Annotated in this window: 19 protein-coding genes; 13 read left to right on the plus strand and 6 right to left on the minus strand. The window is 59.0% G+C overall.

Annotated features, from left to right (window positions below; translation table 11 throughout):
- Positions 1 to 18: 18 nt before the first annotated feature.
- Both CFII68_RS12415 and CFII68_RS12410 read right to left on the minus strand, forming a co-directional pair.
- Positions 19 to 438 carry a tail fiber assembly protein gene (locus tag CFII68_RS12415; RefSeq protein ID WP_018607989.1) on the minus strand — a complete coding sequence of 140 codons (420 nt, stop codon included), beginning with the start codon at positions 436 to 438 and terminating at the stop codon, positions 19 to 21.
- Between the two features lie 511 nt (positions 439 to 949).
- Positions 950 to 1,684 carry an XRE family transcriptional regulator gene (locus tag CFII68_RS12410; protein WP_003198297.1) on the minus strand — a complete coding sequence of 245 codons (735 nt, stop codon included), beginning with the start codon at positions 1,682 to 1,684 and terminating at the stop codon, positions 950 to 952.
- A gap of 293 nt (positions 1,685 to 1,977) precedes the next feature.
- On the opposite strand from CFII68_RS12410, the gene CFII68_RS12405 reads away from it, so the two are divergent.
- Together CFII68_RS12405 and CFII68_RS12400 are read left to right on the plus strand one after the other, a co-directional pair.
- Complete coding sequence (locus CFII68_RS12405) at positions 1,978 to 2,988, plus strand: class 1 fructose-bisphosphatase (RefSeq protein WP_018607993.1); 1,011 nt, start codon at positions 1,978 to 1,980, stop codon at positions 2,986 to 2,988.
- A gap of 3 nt (positions 2,989 to 2,991) precedes the next feature.
- Positions 2,992 to 3,588, plus strand: a complete 597-nt coding sequence (locus CFII68_RS12400) for a DUF924 family protein (protein ID WP_018607995.1) — start codon at positions 2,992 to 2,994, stop codon at positions 3,586 to 3,588.
- A 122-nt stretch (positions 3,589 to 3,710) separates the two neighbouring features.
- Here CFII68_RS12400 and CFII68_RS12395 read toward each other — a convergent pair whose 3' ends face one another.
- Entirely contained in the window at positions 3,711 to 5,603 is a 1,893-nt protein-coding gene (locus tag CFII68_RS12395; protein WP_024618631.1) for a methyl-accepting chemotaxis protein, read from the minus strand.
- Between the two features lie 283 nt (positions 5,604 to 5,886).
- On the opposite strand from CFII68_RS12395, the gene CFII68_RS12385 reads away from it, so the two are divergent.
- Positions 5,887 to 6,141: a lipoprotein gene (locus CFII68_RS12385; protein ID WP_018608002.1), complete on the plus strand. Its 255-nt coding sequence runs from the start codon at positions 5,887 to 5,889 to the stop codon at positions 6,139 to 6,141.
- A 31-nt stretch (positions 6,142 to 6,172) separates the two neighbouring features.
- Complete coding sequence (locus CFII68_RS12380; RefSeq protein ID WP_018608005.1) at positions 6,173 to 6,742, plus strand: lipocalin family protein; 570 nt, start codon at positions 6,173 to 6,175, stop codon at positions 6,740 to 6,742.
- 20 nt (positions 6,743 to 6,762) lie between these two features.
- On the opposite strand, the gene CFII68_RS12375 is transcribed toward CFII68_RS12380, so the two are convergent.
- From CFII68_RS12375 to CFII68_RS12365, 3 genes are all read right to left on the minus strand, one after another.
- Positions 6,763 to 7,875, minus strand: a complete 1,113-nt coding sequence (locus CFII68_RS12375) for an NAD(P)-dependent oxidoreductase (protein ID WP_156886097.1) — start codon at positions 7,873 to 7,875, stop codon at positions 6,763 to 6,765.
- Positions 7,876 to 8,132: 257 nt separating this feature from the next.
- Positions 8,133 to 8,630: a cupin domain-containing protein gene (locus CFII68_RS12370; protein WP_018608007.1), complete on the minus strand. Its 498-nt coding sequence runs from the start codon at positions 8,628 to 8,630 to the stop codon at positions 8,133 to 8,135.
- A gap of 381 nt (positions 8,631 to 9,011) precedes the next feature.
- Complete coding sequence (locus CFII68_RS12365; RefSeq protein WP_018608008.1) at positions 9,012 to 10,376, minus strand: formimidoylglutamate deiminase; 1,365 nt, start codon at positions 10,374 to 10,376, stop codon at positions 9,012 to 9,014.
- A 143-nt stretch (positions 10,377 to 10,519) separates the two neighbouring features.
- Between CFII68_RS12365 and hutC the strand changes: the two genes are divergently transcribed.
- The 9 genes from hutC to CFII68_RS12325 all read left to right on the plus strand — a co-directional run bounded on the left by hutC (position 10,520) and on the right by CFII68_RS12325 (position 19,548).
- Complete coding sequence (gene hutC / locus CFII68_RS12360; protein WP_172681130.1) at positions 10,520 to 11,230, plus strand: histidine utilization repressor; 711 nt, start codon at positions 10,520 to 10,522, stop codon at positions 11,228 to 11,230.
- Positions 11,227 to 11,796, plus strand: a complete 570-nt coding sequence (locus CFII68_RS12355) for a HutD family protein (protein WP_018608012.1) — start codon at positions 11,227 to 11,229, stop codon at positions 11,794 to 11,796. The genes hutC and CFII68_RS12355 overlap by 4 nt, the downstream gene beginning before the upstream one ends.
- Before the next feature lie 460 nt (positions 11,797 to 12,256).
- Entirely contained in the window at positions 12,257 to 13,945 is a 1,689-nt protein-coding gene (hutU, locus tag CFII68_RS12350) for a urocanate hydratase (RefSeq protein WP_018608013.1), read from the plus strand.
- Between the two features lie 115 nt (positions 13,946 to 14,060).
- On the plus strand, positions 14,061 to 15,707 hold the full coding sequence (locus CFII68_RS12345; protein ID WP_018608015.1) for a phospholipase D-like domain-containing protein: 1,647 nt from the start codon (positions 14,061 to 14,063) through the stop codon (positions 15,705 to 15,707).
- A gap of 55 nt (positions 15,708 to 15,762) precedes the next feature.
- Positions 15,763 to 16,104, plus strand: coding sequence for a hypothetical protein (locus CFII68_RS26845; protein WP_018608017.1), 342 nt, complete (start codon positions 15,763 to 15,765; stop codon positions 16,102 to 16,104).
- Between the two features lie 403 nt (positions 16,105 to 16,507).
- A complete protein-coding gene (locus CFII68_RS12340; RefSeq protein ID WP_003200222.1) occupies positions 16,508 to 17,356 on the plus strand; it encodes a transporter substrate-binding domain-containing protein in 849 nt (282 codons plus the stop codon).
- A 54-nt stretch (positions 17,357 to 17,410) separates the two neighbouring features.
- On the plus strand, positions 17,411 to 18,073 hold the full coding sequence (locus CFII68_RS12335; RefSeq protein ID WP_018608019.1) for an amino acid ABC transporter permease: 663 nt from the start codon (positions 17,411 to 17,413) through the stop codon (positions 18,071 to 18,073).
- Positions 18,074 to 18,082: 9 nt separating this feature from the next.
- Positions 18,083 to 18,745: an amino acid ABC transporter permease gene (locus CFII68_RS12330; protein WP_014338686.1), complete on the plus strand. Its 663-nt coding sequence runs from the start codon at positions 18,083 to 18,085 to the stop codon at positions 18,743 to 18,745.
- Complete coding sequence (locus CFII68_RS12325; protein ID WP_018608022.1) at positions 18,742 to 19,548, plus strand: amino acid ABC transporter ATP-binding protein; 807 nt, start codon at positions 18,742 to 18,744, stop codon at positions 19,546 to 19,548. Before CFII68_RS12330 ends, CFII68_RS12325 begins: the two co-directional genes overlap by 4 nt.
- Positions 19,549 to 19,572 lie beyond the last annotated feature (24 nt).

Below are 19,572 nucleotides of genomic sequence, written 5' to 3' on the forward strand. Positions count from 1 at the left end.
TTCAAGAAGACACTCCGTTCAGGGCAACTCTGGCCAAACAATGCTCAGTGGAAAAGCGGGCTGTTTGTTAACCTGAGTGAAGGCGATGCAATACTCCTTGAAGGCAATCAAGTAAGCCTGCTCGGCGGCGGTAGCGACGCCCAGATCGACTTTGAATTGCAATCCCGAAGACGCCACTTGGGTCATGACGCTGTCGAGTCGCCTGCTTTTTTCAATACGCATCTGCTCCGCAAGTGCAGTCTGTGGCCAAGGGAAACCGGAGTTGAACGACCAGAGCCCATCAGTGTTGACTGCGTTGTAGTCATAATCGACCTCAGCGTTGGACCTGCCAGTAACGTCAATCCAAAGTTGGTCTGCTGGGAACTCCTCAGAGATCGGGTTGACGGTTTCGTAGATGTTGTCGACTTTGCCGTCCACAACACGTGCGTATTTTTTCATGCTCATATCCTTATTGATTGCCGGTACTCCGGCACTCTTCGATCTGCCTGCTTCAGATAGGCATTCCAAAAAGCCCGGCAATGAACCGGGCTTTTCAGTAATGCGCTCCTTCGCCTTCCTTGACCAATGGCCAGAAGGAAGTTGATCTTTCGGCGCGACTGGCGCGGTACGGATCCATTCAAATTGTTCCTCCGACCGCGGTCCCTGCCCGCCGGATAACTGCTTCTGGTGCTTTACGCTGCACACCCGGGTCAGTTGCCAACCCTCTGAACCGTTAAGGCCGGTTCATCGCTGCCTGTTGGTGGAACTAAAGAGCTTCGTTGCCAGCCGCTTTGTCGAGCGGCTTGGACACAGAATATGCATGGATGCATATACAGTCAATGCGCAAATGCATTTATTTATGCGCGGAAAATGCGCCAGCGCATGAAACCCTCGTAAACACAGGGGCTACGGGTTTTCAGGAGGCGAAAAAAACCCGCACGGCGGCGGGTTTTATCTGACAGCGGAGGGGTTAGCGGGCGTACATGCCCCACCAGAAGACGTGGCCGAGGATGACGATTTGCTCATCCTGCATTTCCTGGAAGGTGTAGTCCTCGTCCGGATGTTCATCGCGGTTGAAGCTGCGCAGGCGGATGCCGGTGGGCAGGCGATAAAGCTGCTTCACCCGCAATTGGCCGTTGTGGTTGATGGCGTAGAGGTCACCGTCGACAATGTCGCCGATCCCGCATTTGCCCGCATTCACTCCGACCGTGGCGCCGTCGCGCAGCACCGGCAACATGCTGTTGCCGCGCACCGTCACGCACTTGGCCTGGTCGAACTGCACACCGTTGTGACGCAGGCTGCGCTTGCCGAAGCGCAAACTGGAGCGCTCGCTTTCCTCGATGACGAATCTTCCTGATCCAGCAGCCAATTCAACCTCGCGCAGAAAAGGGACCGACACTTCGTCTTCTTCGACGGGTGTTTCGTCGTCCCACAGGCTTATGTCCTTGAGTTCGGAATGCGGCTCATCGCGGCGGGCATTGCCAGCGGGCACAACGTCCGCGCGCCCGCGCAACTGGTCGGTGCTCACGGCGAAGTATTCGGCGATCTTCGAGATGTGTTTATCCGAAGGGTCGACGATCTTGCCGCTGAGGATCCGCGAGAGGGTGGACTGAGGCACGCCGGTACGCCGGTGAAGCTCCGTGGGGGAGATCCCGTGCTGATCGAGCAATGCTCTTAATACGGTAGAAACGTTGCGTTTTTGCATAACGCGCATAGTGCTTGTTCTTTTCGCAGAAGACAAATGCTGTTTTGCATAAATATGCAATGTGTAGGAGCTGTCGAGTGCAACGAGGCTGCGATCTTTCCCCAGACACTTGAATCTTGAGTGAAAAATCAAGATCAAAAGATCGCAGCCTCGTTGCGCTCGACAGCTCCTACGCAGGTTGGCAGGCTCGGATATGAACTCAATCCTCCATATCCCGTCTCATAGGAGGAATTAAGTCCCGACTCGCGCTAAACTGCGCTGGTTTTTCCGTCCCCTATTCTTCGGAGCCGTCCATGTCCCGCGTTACCTTGAGTCGCTATTTGATTGAGCAGACCCGCAGCAACAACACCCCTGCCGATCTGCGCTTTTTGATCGAAGTGGTGGCGCGTGCGTGCAAGGAAATCAGCCACGCCGTCTCCAAAGGCGCGCTGGGTGGTGTCCTGGGCAGCATGGGCACCGAAAACGTGCAGGGCGAAGTGCAGAAGAAGCTCGACGTGCTGTCCAACGAAATCCTGCTCGAAGCCAACGAATGGGGCGGTCACCTGGCCGGCATGGCGTCCGAGGAAATGGACAATGCCTACCAGATCCCGGGCAAATACCCCAAGGGTGCCTACCTGCTGGTGTTTGACCCACTGGACGGTTCGTCGAACATCGACATCAACGCACCGGTTGGCACCATCTTCTCGGTACTGCGTTGCCCGAATGAATACCTGAGCCAGAACGAAGCCTTGAATGAAAAGGCCTTCCTGCAGCCAGGCACCGAGCAGGTCGCTGCCGGTTACGCCATCTACGGCCCTCAGACCATGCTGGTGCTGACCCTGGGTGACGGCGTCAAGGGCTTCACCCTGGACCGCGAAATGGGCAGCTTCGTACTGACCCACGAAGACATCACCATTCCTGAAACCACCCAGGAATTCGCCATCAACATGTCCAACCAGCGTCACTGGGAAGCCCCGGTAAAACGCTACGTCGAAGAGTTGCTGGCGGGCGAAGAAGGCCCGCTGAAAAAGAACTACAACATGCGCTGGGTTGCCGCGATGGTTGCCGATGTGCACCGCATCCTGACCCGTGGCGGTCTGTTCATGTACCCGCGCGACAGCCGTGAGCCGTCCAAGCCAGGCAAACTGCGCCTGATGTACGAAGCCAACCCGATGTCGTTCCTGGTGGAACAGGCGGGCGGCGCTTCCACCGACGGCCACCAGCGCATCCTCGATATCAAGCCCGAAGGCCTGCACCAGCGCGTAGCGGTGTTCCTCGGCTCGAAGGAAGAAGTGGCGCGCGCCACGGCCTACCACAAGGAATAAATCATGGCCGAGCCCTGGCAGCCGTTGCTCGACTGGTGGTTTGGTTCAGCCAAGACACCGGACGAGATATCGGCTGACAGAGGCAAGCTGTGGTTCGGCAAACGCCATGATCGCCAGGCCAACGAGCGTTTTGGCGATCAGGTCGAGCTGGCACTGGCCGGCGGATTGACCGACTGGGCGCAACGCCCGGAAGGTTGGCTGGCCCTGGTGCTGCTACTCGACCAACTCCCGCGAATGATCTTCCGCGACACCCCCAAGGCCTTTTCCGGTGACCTGCGTGCCCAAGCGCTGGTGGCCCAGGGCATGGCGGCGGGTTTTGACCAGCAACTCAAACCGATCCAGCGGGTATTCATCTATCTCGTACTCGAACACTGCGAAAACCTCGCGGTGCAGAACGAGGCCGTGTCACGGTTTATCGACTTGGTGCGAGAACAGCCGGAGGCGCAGCGGGCGGTGTTTGAGGACAACCTGGATTATGCCGAACGGCATCAGAAGATCATTGCCCGGTTTGGGCGCTTTCCCCATCGCAATGCGGTGTTGGGGCGCGAGTCCACGGCTGAGGAAGTGGAATTCTTGAACAGGCCTGGGTCCAGGTTCTGAGTGTTCTGCGCGGCTGATGCCGTCTTCGCGAGCAAGCCCGCTCCCACAGTTGATCGCGTTTACCTGACGGAACTCGGTCAACTGTGGGAGCGGGCTTGCTCGCGAAAGGGCCCTTGAGAGCACTAGATCCGGAAGCTACCCACCAACTGCTTCAACCGCGCCGCCTGCTGCTCAAGGTCGGCACAGGCCCGCAAGGTGGCTTGCAGGTTTTCCACGCCTTCCTGGTTCAGGGTGTTGATCTCGGTGATGTCGACGTTGATCGACTCCACCACGGCGGTCTGTTCTTCGGTGGCGGTGGCCACGGATTGGTTCATGCCGTCGATCTCACCAATACGCTGGGTCACGCTGCCCAGGCGTTCGCCGGCCTGGTTGGCGATGCCGACGCTGCTTTCGCTCTGGCGCTGGCTGTCGGTCATGGTCAGTACCGCTTCCCGGGCGCCGACTTGCAGCTCTTCGATCATCTTCTGCACTTGCTGCGCCGAATCCTGGGTGCGGTGGGCCAGGTTGCGCACTTCATCGGCCACCACCGCGAAGCCGCGTCCGGCTTCACCGGCACGGGCCGCTTCGATGGCGGCGTTGAGGGCGAGCAGGTTGGTCTGCTGGGAAATACTGGTGATCACCTCAAGAATCTGGCCGATGTTCACCGTGTTGCTGTTCAAGGTTTCGATGTTGCCGCACGAATCGCTGATCTTGGCCGACAACTGCTGCATGGCCGCGATGGTTTTATCCACCACTTGTTGGCCGTCTTCGGCCAGGTTGCGCGCATCGCTGGAGTGTTGCGAAGCGAGGGCGGCGTTCTGGGCGATTTCCTGGGCGGCGGCGCCGAGCTGGTTGATGGCGGCGGCCACGCTGCTGGTGCGCGACGCTTGTTGGTCGGAGTTGAACATCGACGAGTTGGACGCGCTGACCACGCGCAGGGCGACTTCGTTGACCTGGCCAGTGGCCGAGGCCACTTCACGGATCGAGGTATGAATGCGTTCGACAAAGCGGTTGAACGAAGTCCCCAGCGCACCGAATTCGTCCTGGCCGTGGATGACCAGTCGCCGAGTCAGGTCGCCTTCGCCTTCAGCGATGTCATGCATGGCGCGCCCCATGGTCAGCAGCGGTTGCATCAGCACGCGGATCAACATGCCGAGCAGGGCGATGATGAACACCACGGCGATGACCATGGCAATCAGCGCCGAAGTACGGAACTCGCTGAGCATCGCCAGCGCGGTGTCCTTGTCGAGCACCAATGCCACGTACCAATCGGCGCCCGGCACGCCGCTGACGCGGGTAAAGGAGATGAATTGGGTCTTGCCGTCGAGGTCGACTTCCTTCACGCCCGGGCTGATTTGCGGCGCGCCGTTAGGGTAGGCCTCGGCCAGGGTCTTGAGCACGCGCTTGCTGTCGGGGTGGATCAGGATCTTGCCGTCTGCACTGACGATGAACGCGTGGCCGTGGCCGCCGAAGTTCAGCGAATTGATAATGGCGCTGATGCTGGACAGGTCGATGTCCGCACCGGCCACGCCGATCATCTGGTTCTGGTGCTGCACCGGGGTGGCGACGGTGATCACCAGCTTGCCCGACGAGGCGGCGATGTAGGGTTCGGTGACGATGGTTTGCTGTGCGCTGTTGGCGGCCTTGTACCAGCCACGGGCGCGCGGGTCGTAGTCGGCGGCGCGATTGCCGGCCGGTACCGAGAACATCACGCCGTCGGTGCCACCAAAATAACTGAGCTGGAAATTGCCGGTGTAGGCCGGCAGGCCCACGGCGCGCTTGAGGCTGTCGGCACTGTTGCCGTCCACGGCGATCTGCTGGGCCAGCGATTGCAGCAATTGGATGCGGCCGTCGACCCACGTCTGGATGTTGCGGCTGGTCAGGCTGCCGAGTTCCTGCATGGAGGTCTCGGTGCTGGCGTGCAGGCTCTGGCGTTGACGGTAGTCGTTGAACAGGATGAAACAGGCGAATGCGACGGCCACCACGAGGGCGGCAGCCAGCAGGATTTTATGGCTGAATTTCATGTTTCTGGTCATTAGGAGCACTACCGCGAAGGGACGGGTCAGGACGGGCTGTCAACTTGCCATAACGCAGGGTTTTGCGCTGTTACTTCTTATCGGCGCAGAAGCCCAGCCCATCAGGCGCCACGGGCCCAATCCCGACGAAAGGTACGACGGCGTCACAAACTGGTTGTTTCACCGGTGAAACACCTCTGCACAGCCAATAAATACTGGGGGCGTCAGGGAACCAGATAGGGGTTTTCTCTTCTAAGGATCAGGTTGGCACCCTGCCACCACCCTTCGTTCCAGGAGTTACTCCATGTCGCTGCGATCTATCGCCCTGTTGTTTATGTGCGTCGTGTTGACTGCATGCAGCAAGGTCAACCAGGAAAACTATTCGAAACTGTCGGCTGGCATGCCCAAGTCCGAAGTCGAAACGTTACTGGGGAAACCGACCGATTGTTCAGGCGCGCTCGGCATGTCCAGCTGCACCTGGGGCGACCAGAAAAGCTTTATCAGCGTGCAGTACGCCGGTGACAAAGTGTTGATGTTTTCCGGCCAAGGCCTGAAGTAAACCGAGGCCAGAGGCCTGCGGGAGAAAAATAATGATGCGGTTAGTTTTTGTGCTTTTGGCTGGCCTGGTTTTGGCTGGCTGTGCCACTTCTGGCGAAGATCCGCTGGCACCCAAGACGGTCAACAGCGTCAATCTCAAGCGCTACCAAGGGACCTGGTATGAGTTGGCCCGCCTGCCCATGTATTTCCAGCGCAATTGCGCGCAATCGGAAGCCCACTACACCCTCAAGCCAGACGGCAACGTGGGTGTGCTCAATCGCTGCCTGACCTCGGACTGGCAGTGGGAAGAAGCCAGGGGCACCGCCTCGCCGCAGGTGCCGGGCAAGACCGACAAGCTCTGGGTCGAGTTCGACAACTGGTTTTCACGGATCGTGCCGGGTGTGGCGAAAGGGCAATACTGGGTGTTGTACGTCAGCGATGACTACAAGACCGCCATCGTCGGCGACCCAAGCCGTCGCTACATGTGGCTGCTGTCCCGTACCCCGACCGTCAATAGCGTCGTGCGTGAGGAACTGCTGAGCATCGCGCGCCAGCAGGGCTACGACACCACACGCTTGATCTGGCGCGCGTCGGATCGACAGATGGCCAGGACTTCGAATTAGTCGGTGGGCTTGAGGGAGTGTCAGCAGCAGGGGAGCTCCTCCAACTTGTTTTTTTGGGGGGGCTTGAACGGGAGCGCACTTTCCGTGGGGGGCATCCGGTAGTGCTGTTGCCAAATATCGAAAGCGAGCGACTCATCCTCTTTGTTAAGATCCTGTACGCCGCAAGAATAGCGGAGATTATTTTGGGATAATCTGTTTCCAGCAATGATATGAGCTGCGCAAGGCTGATGTATGGATGGGTCGGCAGTGCCGAAATCAATCAATGTGTTGGGTGATTCTCCATTAAACGGGAGAATTATTTTGTGGCCAGTCGAACGTACGATGTATATATAGGTTTGACTGCTCTCGTGCTGTTCTTGAAGCGAAATGATTCCTTCGCGTAACAGTGCTTCAAGATTGAGCTCGTCATCGGGTGATGTAACTGTAAATATGATTGTGCCGTCCCTGACTTTTTCGAAGTCACTGGCTTTGATGGCATGGTTGCCTGTGGCGCAAAATATAACATCGCATTTAGCATAAAGCTCATCAATGCGGTGTGCGATATTTTCTTCAGGGATTCCGGTCGTTCGGCCAGAGTCTGTATCGTATACCAATGGTTTTTCTGCGTGCCTTGCCTGGAGCTGGTGTGTTATTCGGCTGCCAAGAGTCCCGTGGCCAATCACACCCACTTTGGTGTCTTGATTGAAGAGCATGACACCACCGTTTTGTAGGTATAGTTCGGCAGCAAGCAGTATGCTGTCAGCCGATGCATGGTCACTTTCCCTTTTCAAGGCAAGTCTGCCCACTGAAATGATTGGGCGGTCATTAATGTTGAGTGAAATATACCTTTGTTCGCCATTTAACGCATATTCCGCAATTCCGGAAATAACATCGGGGCCTAGTGCTCGCAGAATTTTTTCGTTTAAGGCGAAATAGCCTCCATGGTCCAAAACTATGCAGTTGTTGTCGCCAATTGCGGTGTGTAATTTATCTATGGTTTCTTGTGAAGCAAGTTTTATATCCTGCTTTGAGATGTCCAAAACTGGATAGTCTTGAGTTGTTAATAATGCCTTGAGAGAGCCTGCCGTTCTTTTTGTGGAATTTTTTATTATGATTCCGCACAGATCAAAATGACGGGAAATGCTTTCGATCATCGGGAAGGTTGACTCGTAGCCAGGACATACAAGGAGTACTCTGGCTCTGGCCGATCTGAGGCCAGACTGGGTGACAACGTCGTTATAGAAACTCAACGCTTTAGTGTAAGTGGTTCTTTTTATTCTGTTTAGGATTAGCATGGAGTGTGCGGGCTCGTCTGCGCCATTGGATTTGGGCTTAATTGTTGGAGAGTGGTTGAGATGTGGGCAAAAAACTGGTTGGGTTTTTTGTGTTTTTAACGAAGGATGCCAGATCCTCATGGAATGCTATATTTTTCAATCCAGGCCGCATGTTGAGGAAAGGCTTTCAGCAGCTCGTTTCTTTGACCGAGCCGGGAATCCAGGTCGTTCCAAGCGGGCACTGTGACTTCACTGATCAAACCGTATTCACCACCCAGCTGAAGCTCACTGCATTTCCAAATGTCGGCGGGCGCATAAAGTTGCAATGAATGCCCCTGTACCAGATCCGGGCCGAGTATATGTTCTTCAGTATCTCCATTCATATGGATGTAGCGGTATGTTATTGGTGAGCCGCTGTGGTAGAAATGAATGATGGGCGATAAGTTGGTGTGAAGATAACCGATAGGGCTGTCATCAGTCAGCAGGTAATAAATGACGCTCGCAAGGCCGCGTTCAATACTCAGCCCGGCTCGGTCAAAATTTACGTTAATAGCAGAATCAAATGTTTGAGAGAAAAAACCTCCCTCGACATGCTTGCGTAGGGAAAGCATGTTCTGGATGTCTTTTTTTGTCATATATTTTTCCGCGTTTTGGTCAGCGTGAATTTTTAATAGGTGTCTGGAGTCGTAATGATTGGTTTTTTTAGGGACTGCCAACAGGTCGCGGCGATAGTGTAAATTTTGAGCGCGGAATGTCTAATTTTTGTTGTTATTAATTGTTGCGATTCTGGAGTTTACTTGAGGCAGACTCTATTAATGGTTCGGTTAAGTTAATTCGAATGCATTTGGCAGAGCACGGGGTTCAACAATTGGAGGGCTTTGGGGCGAACGGATGGGCTGCAGGCTGGAGGAAGGGATTTGGTCCGCCTTTGGCAAGACCAAATCCCTATGGTGGATTGTTGGATGTTGACTTATGTGTAATAGAGCGTCGTTGCAGGACAATGATGAATCGACATTTCAGCGTAGCAATTCCCTTAGTACCTGGGTGAACGCCGCAGCGGCCTCGCGTTCGTCAGGATGACGGCCGTTTTCAATCACGCGCTTGCCCTTGACCCACACATCCCGTACCTGGCGATCGCCGCCGGCAAACAGCCAGCGATTGAGGATCCCGTCACCCTGGGCCGTGGCCAGGTACGGGTCGTTGCCATCGAGCACCAGCCAGTCGGCACGCTTGCCGATTTCAAGGGCTCCGATCGGTTGCCCCAGGGCCTGGGCACCGCCTTCCAGCGCCGCGTCAAACAAGGTGCGGCCGACCATCGGCTGATCCGCTCGATACAAGCGGTTGCGCCGTTGATCCCGCAGGCGCTGGCCATATTCCAGCCAACGCAATTCTTCGACCACGCTCAATGACACATGGCTGTCAGAGCCGATCCCCAGGCGCCCGCCCTGGGCGAGGAAATCCACGGCCGGGAAAATCCCGTCCCCCAGGTTGGCTTCGGTGGTCAGGCACAGGCCGGCAATCGCCCGGCTCCTGGCCATGAGGCTGACTTCCTGGGCGTTGGCGTGGGTGGCGTGGACCAGGCACCAGCGCTGGTCGACTTCGGTGTTTTCGTACAGCCATTGCAGCGGGCGGGCACCGCTCCAGCTCAGGCAGTCATCGACTTCCTTTTGCTGCTCGGCAATGTGAATGTGCACCGGGCACTCGCGGTCACTGGCGGCCAGCACATCCTGGATCTGCCCGGGCGTTACGGCACGCAGCGAGTGGAAGCACAGACCCAGCGCCTGGGACGGCTGCCCGGCCAGGATCGGCTGCAGGCGTGACTGAAGCTTCAAGTAGTTTTCGGTGCTGTTGATGAACCGGCGTTGCCCGTCATTGGGCGCCTGGCCGCCAAAACCGGAGTGGCTGTAGAGCACCGGCAGCAGCGTCAGGCCGATGCCAGCGGCGCTGGCGGCGTGGCTGATGCGCAAGGCCAGTTCCGCCGGGTCGGCGTAGGGCGTGCCGTCGATATCATGGTGCACGTAATGGAATTCGGCGACCGAAGTGTAGCCGGCCTTGAGCATTTCGATGTACAGCTGGCGGGCGATGATGCCGAGTTGGTCGGGACTGATTTTTCCGACGAGGCGGTACATCAAGTCGCGCCAGGTCCAGAAACTGTCGTTGGGATTGCCCGCCACTTCCGCCAGCCCGGCCATGGCCCGTTGGAAGGCGTGGGAGTGCAGGTTCGGCATACCCGGCAACAGCGGACCGCCCAGCCGTTCGGCGCCGTCTGCGTGGGAACCGGCCTGGACATGGGTCAGGACGCCTTCGGCATCGACCTCAAGACGTACATCATGGGCCCATCCACTAGGCAGCAGCGCGCATTCGGCAAAGAAGGCGGACATGGTTCAACCTCATCGTGCGTAATTTGTATATACATATACAGACGTTTGCCTGGCCGGTAAACTCCGGCAAGCTAGCATTCTTATCCGCAGAACAAGGAACCGCCGTGTCGACTCCGCCTGCCAAACCGCCGCTGGCCGCAAACATGGGTGACAGTCCGGCACCCCTGTACGCCCGCGTCAAACAAATGATCACCCAGCAGATCGACAGTGGAAACTGGCCGCCGCATTATCGCGTGCCGTCGGAAAGCGAACTGGTCAGCCAACTGGGCTTCAGTCGCATGACCATCAACCGTGCGCTGCGGGAAATGACCGCCGACGGCCTGTTGGTACGCATGCAGGGTGTCGGCACCTTCGTGGCCGAGCCCAAGAGCCAGTCCGCGTTGTTCGAAGTGCACAACATCGCCGACGAAATCGCCTCCCGTGGTCATCGCCACTCCTGCAAGGTCATCACTCTGGAAGAAGAGGCGGCCGGTTCCGAGCGGGCCCTGGCCCTGGACATGCGCGAAGGCCAGAAGGTGTTCCATTCGCTGATCGTGCATTTCGAGAACGACATCCCCGTGCAAATCGAGGACCGCTTCGTCAACGCACTGGTGGCGCCTGAATACCTCAAGCAGGACTTCACCGTGCAAACGCCCTACGCCTATCTCAACCAGGTCGCGCCGCTGACCGAAGGCGAGCATGTGGTCGAGGCGATCCTGGCCGAGCCGAGCGAATGCAAGTTGCTGCAGATCGAAAAGGGCGAGCCGTGCCTGTTGATCCGTCGCCGTACCTGGTCCGGACGCCAGCCGGTGACCGCCGCACGCCTGATCCATCCAGGCTCCCGTCACAGTCTGGAAGGGCGCTTTCATAAATGAGCCATTTGAAGGTTTTGCGCGCGGCAGACTACCCACGCATGCCGTGGAAAAACGGTGGCGGCAGCACTGAGGAAATCACTCGCGATGCCGGCGCCGGCCTGGAAGGTTTCGGCTGGCGCCTGTCGATTGCCGATATCGGTGAGTCGGGCGGTTTTTCCACCTTCGCCGGTTACGAGCGGGTCATCAGTGTCTTGCAGGGTGATGGCATGACGCTGAACGTCGATGGCCAGGCCACGCGGGCTCTGCATCCGCTGGACCCCTTTGCCTTCAGCGGCGAGAGCCATGTGTTTTGCACACTGCTGGGCGGACCGATTCGCGACTTCAACCTGATCTACGCGCCGCAGCGTTACCGCGCGCGGTTGCAGTGGTTGGGCGGTCTACAGCGGTTTTTCAGTGACGCGCAAACGGTGCTGGTGTTCAGTGCCGCTCCGGGACTGGCTATCAGGATCGGTGAGTCCGCCGTGGACTTGGGCCTCTACGACTGCTTGCAACTGAGCGGTAACACCGGGTTGGTGGATGTCTCCACTCACGGCCAATGCTGCGTGATCGAGCTGACGGCTCACTAATTTCAGCTTATTAAGTACCTTGTGGGAGCAAGGCTTGCCCGCGACGAGGGCGATGCGGTCCGCCAGAAAATCGAGTCGCCGGCATCGCGGGCAAGCCTTGCTCCCACAGATAAATCCCCCTCGCCACAAGGTGCCTGCCTGCTGTTTCTTCTGTGCACCAACTTGTTACCGAATGCCCCAGCGTGGCGCAACACCACGCGTCTGTGACCCTCCAATTTCCCCCTCGAAAACCCTCTTGAAAAATTTCATGCCGCTCAGCAGCCCTTAAATCACAAGGCTTTCAGCCAATTGCCCAACTGTTTCTGAACACCACCTCTAACAAGTTGGCCGCTTGATTGCATATGCTTGTACATACAAGTAAAGACGTATGCGTATGAGTCACCGATATTCAACGCAACGTCCGCTGAATCGCTGCCCACTGCCCGGGCTGGTCTGGATTGATCGCTGAGGAGTTTTTGCTGTGACCGACGCTACCCGCAAACCCGAAAAATACCGTGACGTTGAAATCCGTGCCCCTCGCGGTAACACGCTGACCGCCAAGAGCTGGCTGACTGAAGCGCCGCTGCGCATGTTGATGAACAACCTCGACCCGGAAGTGGCCGAGAACCCCAAGGAACTGGTGGTCTACGGTGGCATTGGCCGCGCGGCGCGCAACTGGGAGTGCTACGACAAGATCGTCGAAAGCCTCACCAACCTGAACGACGACGAAACCCTGCTGGTGCAATCCGGCAAGCCGGTGGGCGTGTTCAAGACCCACAGTAACGCCCCTCGCGTACTGATCGCCAACTCCAACCTGGTACCGCACTGGGCCAGTTGGGAGCACTTCAACGAACTCGACGCCAAAGGCCTGGCCATGTACGGCCAGATGACCGCCGGCAGCTGGATCTACATCGGCAGCCAGGGCATCGTGCAAGGCACTTATGAAACCTTCGTCGAGGCCGGTCGCCAGCACTACGACTCCAACCTCAAGGGCCGTTGGGTCCTGACCGCCGGCCTGGGCGGCATGGGCGGTGCGCAACCCTTGGCCGCGACCCTGGCCGGTGCGTGCTCGCTGAACATCGAGTGCCAACAGGTGAGCATCGATTTCCGCCTGAAAACCCGCTACGTCGACGAGCAAGCCAAGGACCTCGACGATGCCCTGGCGCGCATCGAGAAATACACCGCCGAAGGCAAGGCGATTTCCATCGCGCTGTGTGGGAACGCTGCCGAGATCCTGCCGGAAATGGTCCGTCGTGGTGTGCGCCCGGACATGGTCACCGACCAGACCAGCGCCCACGACCCACTCAACGGCTACTTGCCGGCCGGCTGGACCTGGGACCAATACCGTGCCCGCGCCAAGACCGAACCCGCCGCCGTGGTGAAGGCCGCCAAGCAATCGATGGCCGTCCACGTCAAAGCCATGCTGGCCTTCCAGAAAATGGGCGTGCCGACCTTCGACTACGGCAACAACATCCGCCAGATGGCCCAGGAAGAGGGCGTCGAAAATGCCTTCGACTTCCCAGGCTTCGTCCCGGCGTATATCCGTCCGCTGTTCTGCCGCGGCATCGGCCCGTTCCGCTGGGCTGCGCTGTCCGGCGACCCGCAGGACATCTACAAGACCGACGCCAAGGTCAAGGAACTGATCCCCGACGACGCCCACCTGCACAACTGGCTGGACATGGCCCGCGAACGCATCAGCTTCCAGGGCTTGCCGGCTCGTATCTGCTGGGTTGGCCTGGGCCAACGCGCCAAGCTGGGCCTGGCCTTCAACGAAATGGTCCGTAGCGGCGAGTTGTCGGCGCCGATCGTCATCGGTCGCGACCACCTCGACTCTGGTTCCGTAGCCAGCCCGAACCGTGAAACCGAGTCCATGCAGGACGGCTCCGATGCGGTCTCCGATTGGCCACTGCTCAATGCCTTGCTCAACACCGCCAGCGGCGCGACCTGGGTGTCGCTGCACCACGGTGGCGGCGTCGGCATGGGCTTCTCACAGCACTCGGGCATGGTGATCGTCTGCGACGGTACCGACGAAGCGGCCGAGCGCATTGCCCGCGTGCTGCACAACGACCCGGCCACGGGCGTGATGCGTCATGCCGATGCCGGTTACCAGATCGCCATTGATTGCGCCAAGGAACAGGGGCTGAACCTGCCGATGATTACCGGCAAATAACGCAAAACCCATGTGGGAGCGGGCTTGCTCGCGAAGGCATCACCTCGGTCCCGGATATGACCACCTGACCCGCATCTCTGCACTATGCTCAGGCAGCCCCTCACAGGAGTGAACCATGCGCGTACTCGTCACCAACGCCCAGGACGATTTTCGGGTCAAGGCCTATGCCGGCACCAACGGCGTGCTGCTCGCCATGGACCTGGCGGAATCCCGGCGTAAAGGGCTGCTGGGCTTTGCCATCGAGAAGCAGCAGGGTGACAAGCCCTGGCTGTTCCTGTTCAACAGCCTGACCTTCCCCGACAAGGCCCACACCTTTCCCCAGTTCCACGCCACCCCCAGCGACAAGGCACCGTTGCAGAAATTTCGCTGGGCCGACTACGCGGTCAACCCCGGCGTGACCATGCACTACCGCGTGCACCTGGCCTACGGCAGCCCCGAAGCACCGCAGTTGGGCGAATCCCTGGCCGTCACCGTCACCAGCGACGACGGACAGCCGGCCAACCAGCGGGTGATCTTCAACCGTGCCGTGGCCGCCAGCCAGGCGTTCCAGCGCAAGTTTCCTGAAGTGGACGCGCTGATCGGCGCCAACAAGCACCTGTCCATCGATGACTGGCCCGACGCCCCGCGTCGCTGGCTGGAAAATGGCCTGCTGGGGCGCCTGACCGGTTTTATCGATCGGGCACTGGATGCCAACTGGGCGCTGGATGTCGCCATTTATGAATACGAACTGCCGGTGATCGTCGATGCGGTGACTGCCGCTCACGCTCGCGGCGCCCAAGTACGAGTGCTGTACCACGCCGAGCCGGGCGACGACACCACGGCGCGTAACGAAGCCAGCCTCGAAAAAATGCCGGCGGCCAACAAGCGCGGGCGGGTCACCCACAACATTTTTCATAACAAGTTCATTGTGCTGAGCAAGGTAGATGTCAGCGGCTCATTGCAACCCGAAGCCGTGCTATGCGGCAGCACCAACTTCACCGCCAACGGTGTCTACCGCCAGGCCAACGTGGTCCATGTGCTGGACGACCCTCGGGTGAGCGGCAGCTACTTCCAGGTGTTCGAGCAGATCTGGGCCGAACCCCAGGACGTCGGTGCCACTCGCCAGTGGCTGACCGACAACAATGCCATGGATCCGCAGGAGGCATTGTTCGCCGGATTCTCGCCGCGCACCGGGGAGGGCGACCTGGATCGCTTCGTCGACATCATCAAGGGTGCGCGAAAGGACCTGTTGTTCGTCACCGCCTTTGTGTTGCCCGAGCGCATCCTCGACGCCTTGCTCGGCGCCCCCAATGACGACGTGTTGCGCTACGGCCTGCAAAACACCAAGAGTCGCATCACCGGCTTTCACGCCGACCGCACCGCCGAATTCGCCGCCACCGCGCTGCTCAACACCGGCCTGGAAGGCTGGTTGCGGGAAAACATGAAAGGCCAGAAGGGCAACCTGCTGGTGCACACCAAAGCCATCGTCACCGACTTCACCAGCGACACGCCGACCATCCTCAGCGGCAGCCACAACCTGAGCGCCGCCGCCAGCAGCGGCAACGACGAGAATTACCTGATCATCCAGGGCAACACCGACCTGGCCGACCGCTACGGGCTGGAGTTGCTGCGTTTCTATGAACATTACCGCTTTCGCTACTTCGCGAAAAAACTCGCCCTCAAGCAGGTCAAGCCACTGGCAGTGGATGACAGTTGGAGTGATGACTATTACCGCGAGGGGGATTTGCGGATGTTGTCCAGGGTGAGGTTTTGCGGGCGTTAGGTGCGGTAGATTATCCGGTGCTAGCATAGGGCCATCTATCAGCCTGGAAGCTGTCATGAATCTCTGTCACGGAACGTCTGCTTTACTTCGCATCTGCGTCACGACCCTGGTGTTGGCGCTGTGTACTTCAGCCCTTGCCGCCAATCAACCGTGTTCCGGACGCAAGGGCGGGATTGCCGGGTGTGACGGCGATACCTTCCTGTGCAACGACGGTTCCATCAGTGCTTCGAAGAAGTCCTGTTCCGCTGTGCTGGGGCTTCGGAACGAGGCCCGGCCGCAATCGCTGCTCAAATCATCCGAGGGTTGCCAGTGCGGCAGTGGCAATTACTGCGTCGGGCCTCGGGGCGGGGTCTATTGCCTCACGCCCGGCGGCAGCAAGAGCTACAAGCGCAAATAGCCCAGGTACGCCGCCGAACCATTGTGGGAGCGGGCTTGCTCGCGAAGAGGCCGGAACATTCAACTTCTTGGTTGACTGACACGCCGCCTTCGCGAGCAAGCCCGCTCCCACAGGTACTTATTCGCAGTTCCACTTCTGCGTTGCGCTCGCCCGTTTCGTTTCGTTTCGGTGCAGTTGCACCGGGTTGGGTCCTTGCTACCCGCAAGCCGTGGTCAACGGTAGCAATAGCGGTGCGGCCTGTGGGACGCCATCAATCTTCTTGTTTTCTATCCCTATGATTTCCTTAACTTTCCATTTTCCTCACCCGCGCGCTGCAAGCCTGTGGCACACTTTCTGCTGTCTATTCCGTTGTTACATACCATGTTCCGGTATAGCGGAATAAACTCATTCTGGAGTGCTTGCCATGCAACGCCGACCTTCCTTGTTCAAAGCGTGTGTTTTTCTCTTCGCGGCCACGACGGCTGCCATGGGGGTCGCTCAGGCGGCCGACAGCAAGCTGGACAGCGTGCTGCAGCGGGGGAAATTGATCGTGGGCACGGGCAGTACCAATGCGCCGTGGCACTTCCAGGGAGCGGATGGCAAGTTGCAGGGCTTTGATATCGATATCGCGCGGATGGTCGCCAAGGGCCTGTTCAACGACCCGGAGAAAGTCGAGTTCGTGGTGCAGTCTTCCGATGCGCGCATTCCCAACCTGTTGACCGACAAGGTCGACATGAGCTGCCAGTTCATCACCGTCACCGCCAGCCGCGCCCAGCAAGTGGCGTTCACCTTGCCGTACTACCGCGAAGGGGTGGGCCTGCTGCTGCCGGCCAACAGCAAGTACAAGGAAATCGAAGACCTCAAGGCCGCCGGCGACGGCGTCACCGTGGCGGTGCTGCAGAACGTCTACGCCGAGGAACTGGTGCACCAGGCGCTGCCCAAGGCCAAGGTCGACCAGTACGACAGCGTCGACCTGATGTACCAGGCGGTGAACTCCGGCCGCGCCGATGCCGCCGCCACCGACCAGTCCTCGGTCAAATACCTGATGGTGCAGAACCCTGGCCGCTACCGCAGCCCGGCCTATGCCTGGAGCCCGCAAACCTACGCCTGTGCGGTCAAGCGCGGCGACCAGGACTGGCTGAACTTCGTCAACACCACCTTGCATGAAGCCATGACCGGCGTGGAGTTCCCCACCTATGCGGCGTCGTTCAAGCAGTGGTTCGGTGTCGAGCTGCCGTCGCCAGCGATCGGTTTTCCTGTTGAATTCAAATGACCCTGTGAGCCCGGGGCGCCACTTGCGGGCGCTCCGTCGAAGGTACTGCCGACCATGAATTATCAGTTGAACTTTGCCGCCGTCTGGCGCGATTTCGACACCCTGCTGGCGGGGCTGGGCCTGGGGCTTTCCCTGGCGCTGGTGTCGATCGCCATCGGTTGCGTGATCGGCCTGGCGATGGCGTTCGCGCTGCTGAGCAAACATCGGGTCTTGCGGGTGCTGGCGTCGGTGTATGTCACGGTGATCCGCAATACGCCGATCCTGGTGTTGATCCTGTTGATCTACTTCGCCTTGCCGAGCCTGGGCATCCGCCTGGACAAGCTGCCGTCGTTCGTCATCACCCTCTCGCTGTACGCCGGGGCCTACCTGACCGAAGTGTTTCGCGGCGGGTTGTTGAGCATTCACAAGGGACAGCGTGAAGCCGGGCTGGCCATCGGCCTGGGCGAGTGGCAGGTGAAGGCCTACGTCACCGTGCCGGTGATGCTGCGCAACGTGTTGCCGGCCTTGTCGAACAACTTCATTTCGCTGTTCAAGGACACCTCCCTGGCGGCGGCGATTGCCGTGCCGGAGCTGACCTATTACGCCCGCAAGATCAACGTGGAGAGCTACCGGGTGATCGAAACCTGGCTGGTGACCACGGCCCTGTATGTCGCGGCCTGTTACCTCATTGCCATGGTGCTGCGGTATTTCGAGCAGCGCCTGGCGATCCGCCGTTAGGAGTCTCCCATGTACGAATCACCCAGTTGGTTGCATGAGTTATGGGTTGCCCGCGACACCCTGTGGGCCGGCTTCCTGACCAGTGTGCAGTGTTCGCTGCTGGCGATTGTGTTGGGCACGCTGATCGGCCTGGTCGCCGGGCTGGTGCTGACCTATGGCCGGACCTGGATGCGCGCGCCGTTTCGCTTCTACGTCGACCTGATTCGCGGCACGCCGGTGTTCGTGCTGGTGCTGGCCTGCTTCTACATGGCCCCGGCCCTGGGCTGGCAGATCGGCGCGTTCCAGGCCGGTGTCCTGGGGCTGACGCTGTTCTGTGGCTCCCACGTCGCCGAGATCGTGCGCGGGGCCTTGCAGGCATTGCCCCGTGGTCAGATGGAAGCGAGCCAGGCCATTGGCCTGACCTTTTTCCAAGCGCTGGGTTATGTGCTGTTGCCCCAGGCGTTGCGGCAGATCTTGCCGACCTGGGTCAATTCCTCCACCGAGATCGTCAAGGCCTCGACCCTGCTGTCGGTGATCGGCGTTGCCGAACTGCTGCTCAGCACCCAGCAGATCATCGCCCGGACCTTCATGACCCTGGAGTTTTACCTGTTCGCCGGGTTTCTCTTTTTCATCATCAATTACGCCATTGAGTTGCTCGGGCGACACATTGAAAAGCGGGTGGCCTTGCCATGACTGACGTCTCGAATTTCTCCAATACGAACTTATCCAACACCCAGCCGCTGCTGGACATTCGCGGCCTGCGCAAACAATACGGCCCGCTGGAAGTGCTCAAGGGCGTGGACCTGAGCATGCAGCGCGGCAACGTGGTTACGCTGATCGGCTCCAGCGGTTCGGGCAAGACCACGCTGCTGCGCTGCGTCAACATGCTGGAAGAGTTCCAGGGCGGGCAGATCATGCTCGATGGCGAGTCCATCGGTTACGACGACATCGACGGCAAGCGTGTGCGCCACGCCGAGAAAGTCATCGCCCGGCACCGGGCCATGACCGGCATGGCCTTCCAGCAATTCAACCTGTTCCCGCATTTGACCGCGTTGCAGAACGTCACCCTGGGCCTGCTCAAAGTGAAAAAGCTGGCCAAGGACGAGGCGGTGGCCCTGGCCGAGAAATGGCTGGAGCGGGTTGGCTTGTTGGAGCGGCGCGATCACTTTCCCGGCCAGTTGTCCGGCGGCCAGCAGCAACGCGTGGCGATTGCCCGGGCCATTGCCATGAACCCCAGCCTGATGCTGTTCGACGAAGTGACCTCGGCCCTGGACCCGGAATTGGTCGGCGAGGTGCTGAACGTGATCAAGGGCCTGGCCGAAGACGGCATGACCATGCTGCTGGTGACCCACGAAATGCGCTTCGCCTTCGAGGTCTCCGACAAGATCGTGTTCATGAACCAGGGCCGCATCGAAGAACAGGGGCCGCCGAAGGAATTGTTCGAACGGCCACAGTCGCCACGCCTGGCGGAATTTCTCAAGAACACGCGTTTTTAATCCATTCAGCTTTCAATCGATTCA

It is taken from the genome of Pseudomonas sp. CFII68 (assembly GCF_000416195.1).
In the GTDB taxonomy this organism is placed as follows: Bacteria; Pseudomonadota; Gammaproteobacteria; order Pseudomonadales; family Pseudomonadaceae; genus Aquipseudomonas; species Aquipseudomonas kilonensis.

Excerpts from the sequence above, each read along its gene's own strand:
- CFII68_RS12355 (WP_018608012.1), top strand. The coding sequence starts at position 11,227 with ATGAGCCATTTGAAGGTTTTGCGCGCGGCAGACTACCCACGCATGCCG.
- CFII68_RS12385 (WP_018608002.1), top strand. The coding sequence starts at position 5,887 with ATGTCGCTGCGATCTATCGCCCTGTTGTTTATGTGCGTCGTGTTGACT.
- CFII68_RS12380 (WP_018608005.1), top strand. The coding sequence starts at position 6,173 with ATGATGCGGTTAGTTTTTGTGCTTTTGGCTGGCCTGGTTTTGGCTGGC.
- CFII68_RS12400 (WP_018607995.1), top strand. The coding sequence starts at position 2,992 with ATGGCCGAGCCCTGGCAGCCGTTGCTCGACTGGTGGTTTGGTTCAGCC.
- CFII68_RS12405 (WP_018607993.1), top strand. The coding sequence starts at position 1,978 with ATGTCCCGCGTTACCTTGAGTCGCTATTTGATTGAGCAGACCCGCAGC.
- CFII68_RS12375 (WP_156886097.1), bottom strand. The coding sequence starts at position 7,875 with ATGATCGAAAGCATTTCCCGTCATTTTGATCTGTGCGGAATCATAATA.
- CFII68_RS12345 (WP_018608015.1), top strand. The coding sequence starts at position 14,061 with ATGCGCGTACTCGTCACCAACGCCCAGGACGATTTTCGGGTCAAGGCC.
- CFII68_RS12340 (WP_003200222.1), top strand. The coding sequence starts at position 16,508 with ATGCAACGCCGACCTTCCTTGTTCAAAGCGTGTGTTTTTCTCTTCGCG.
- CFII68_RS12415 (WP_018607989.1), bottom strand. The coding sequence starts at position 438 with ATGAAAAAATACGCACGTGTTGTGGACGGCAAAGTCGACAACATCTAC.
- CFII68_RS12325 (WP_018608022.1), top strand. The coding sequence starts at position 18,742 with ATGACTGACGTCTCGAATTTCTCCAATACGAACTTATCCAACACCCAG.
- CFII68_RS12395 (WP_024618631.1), bottom strand. The coding sequence starts at position 5,603 with ATGACCAGAAACATGAAATTCAGCCATAAAATCCTGCTGGCTGCCGCC.
- CFII68_RS12370 (WP_018608007.1), bottom strand. The coding sequence starts at position 8,630 with ATGACAAAAAAAGACATCCAGAACATGCTTTCCCTACGCAAGCATGTC.
- CFII68_RS26845 (WP_018608017.1), top strand. The coding sequence starts at position 15,763 with ATGAATCTCTGTCACGGAACGTCTGCTTTACTTCGCATCTGCGTCACG.
- CFII68_RS12410 (WP_003198297.1), bottom strand. The coding sequence starts at position 1,684 with ATGCAAAAACGCAACGTTTCTACCGTATTAAGAGCATTGCTCGATCAG.
- CFII68_RS12330 (WP_014338686.1), top strand. The coding sequence starts at position 18,083 with ATGTACGAATCACCCAGTTGGTTGCATGAGTTATGGGTTGCCCGCGAC.
- CFII68_RS12365 (WP_018608008.1), bottom strand. The coding sequence starts at position 10,376 with ATGTCCGCCTTCTTTGCCGAATGCGCGCTGCTGCCTAGTGGATGGGCC.
- CFII68_RS12335 (WP_018608019.1), top strand. The coding sequence starts at position 17,411 with ATGAATTATCAGTTGAACTTTGCCGCCGTCTGGCGCGATTTCGACACC.
- hutC (WP_172681130.1), top strand. The coding sequence starts at position 10,520 with ATGGGTGACAGTCCGGCACCCCTGTACGCCCGCGTCAAACAAATGATC.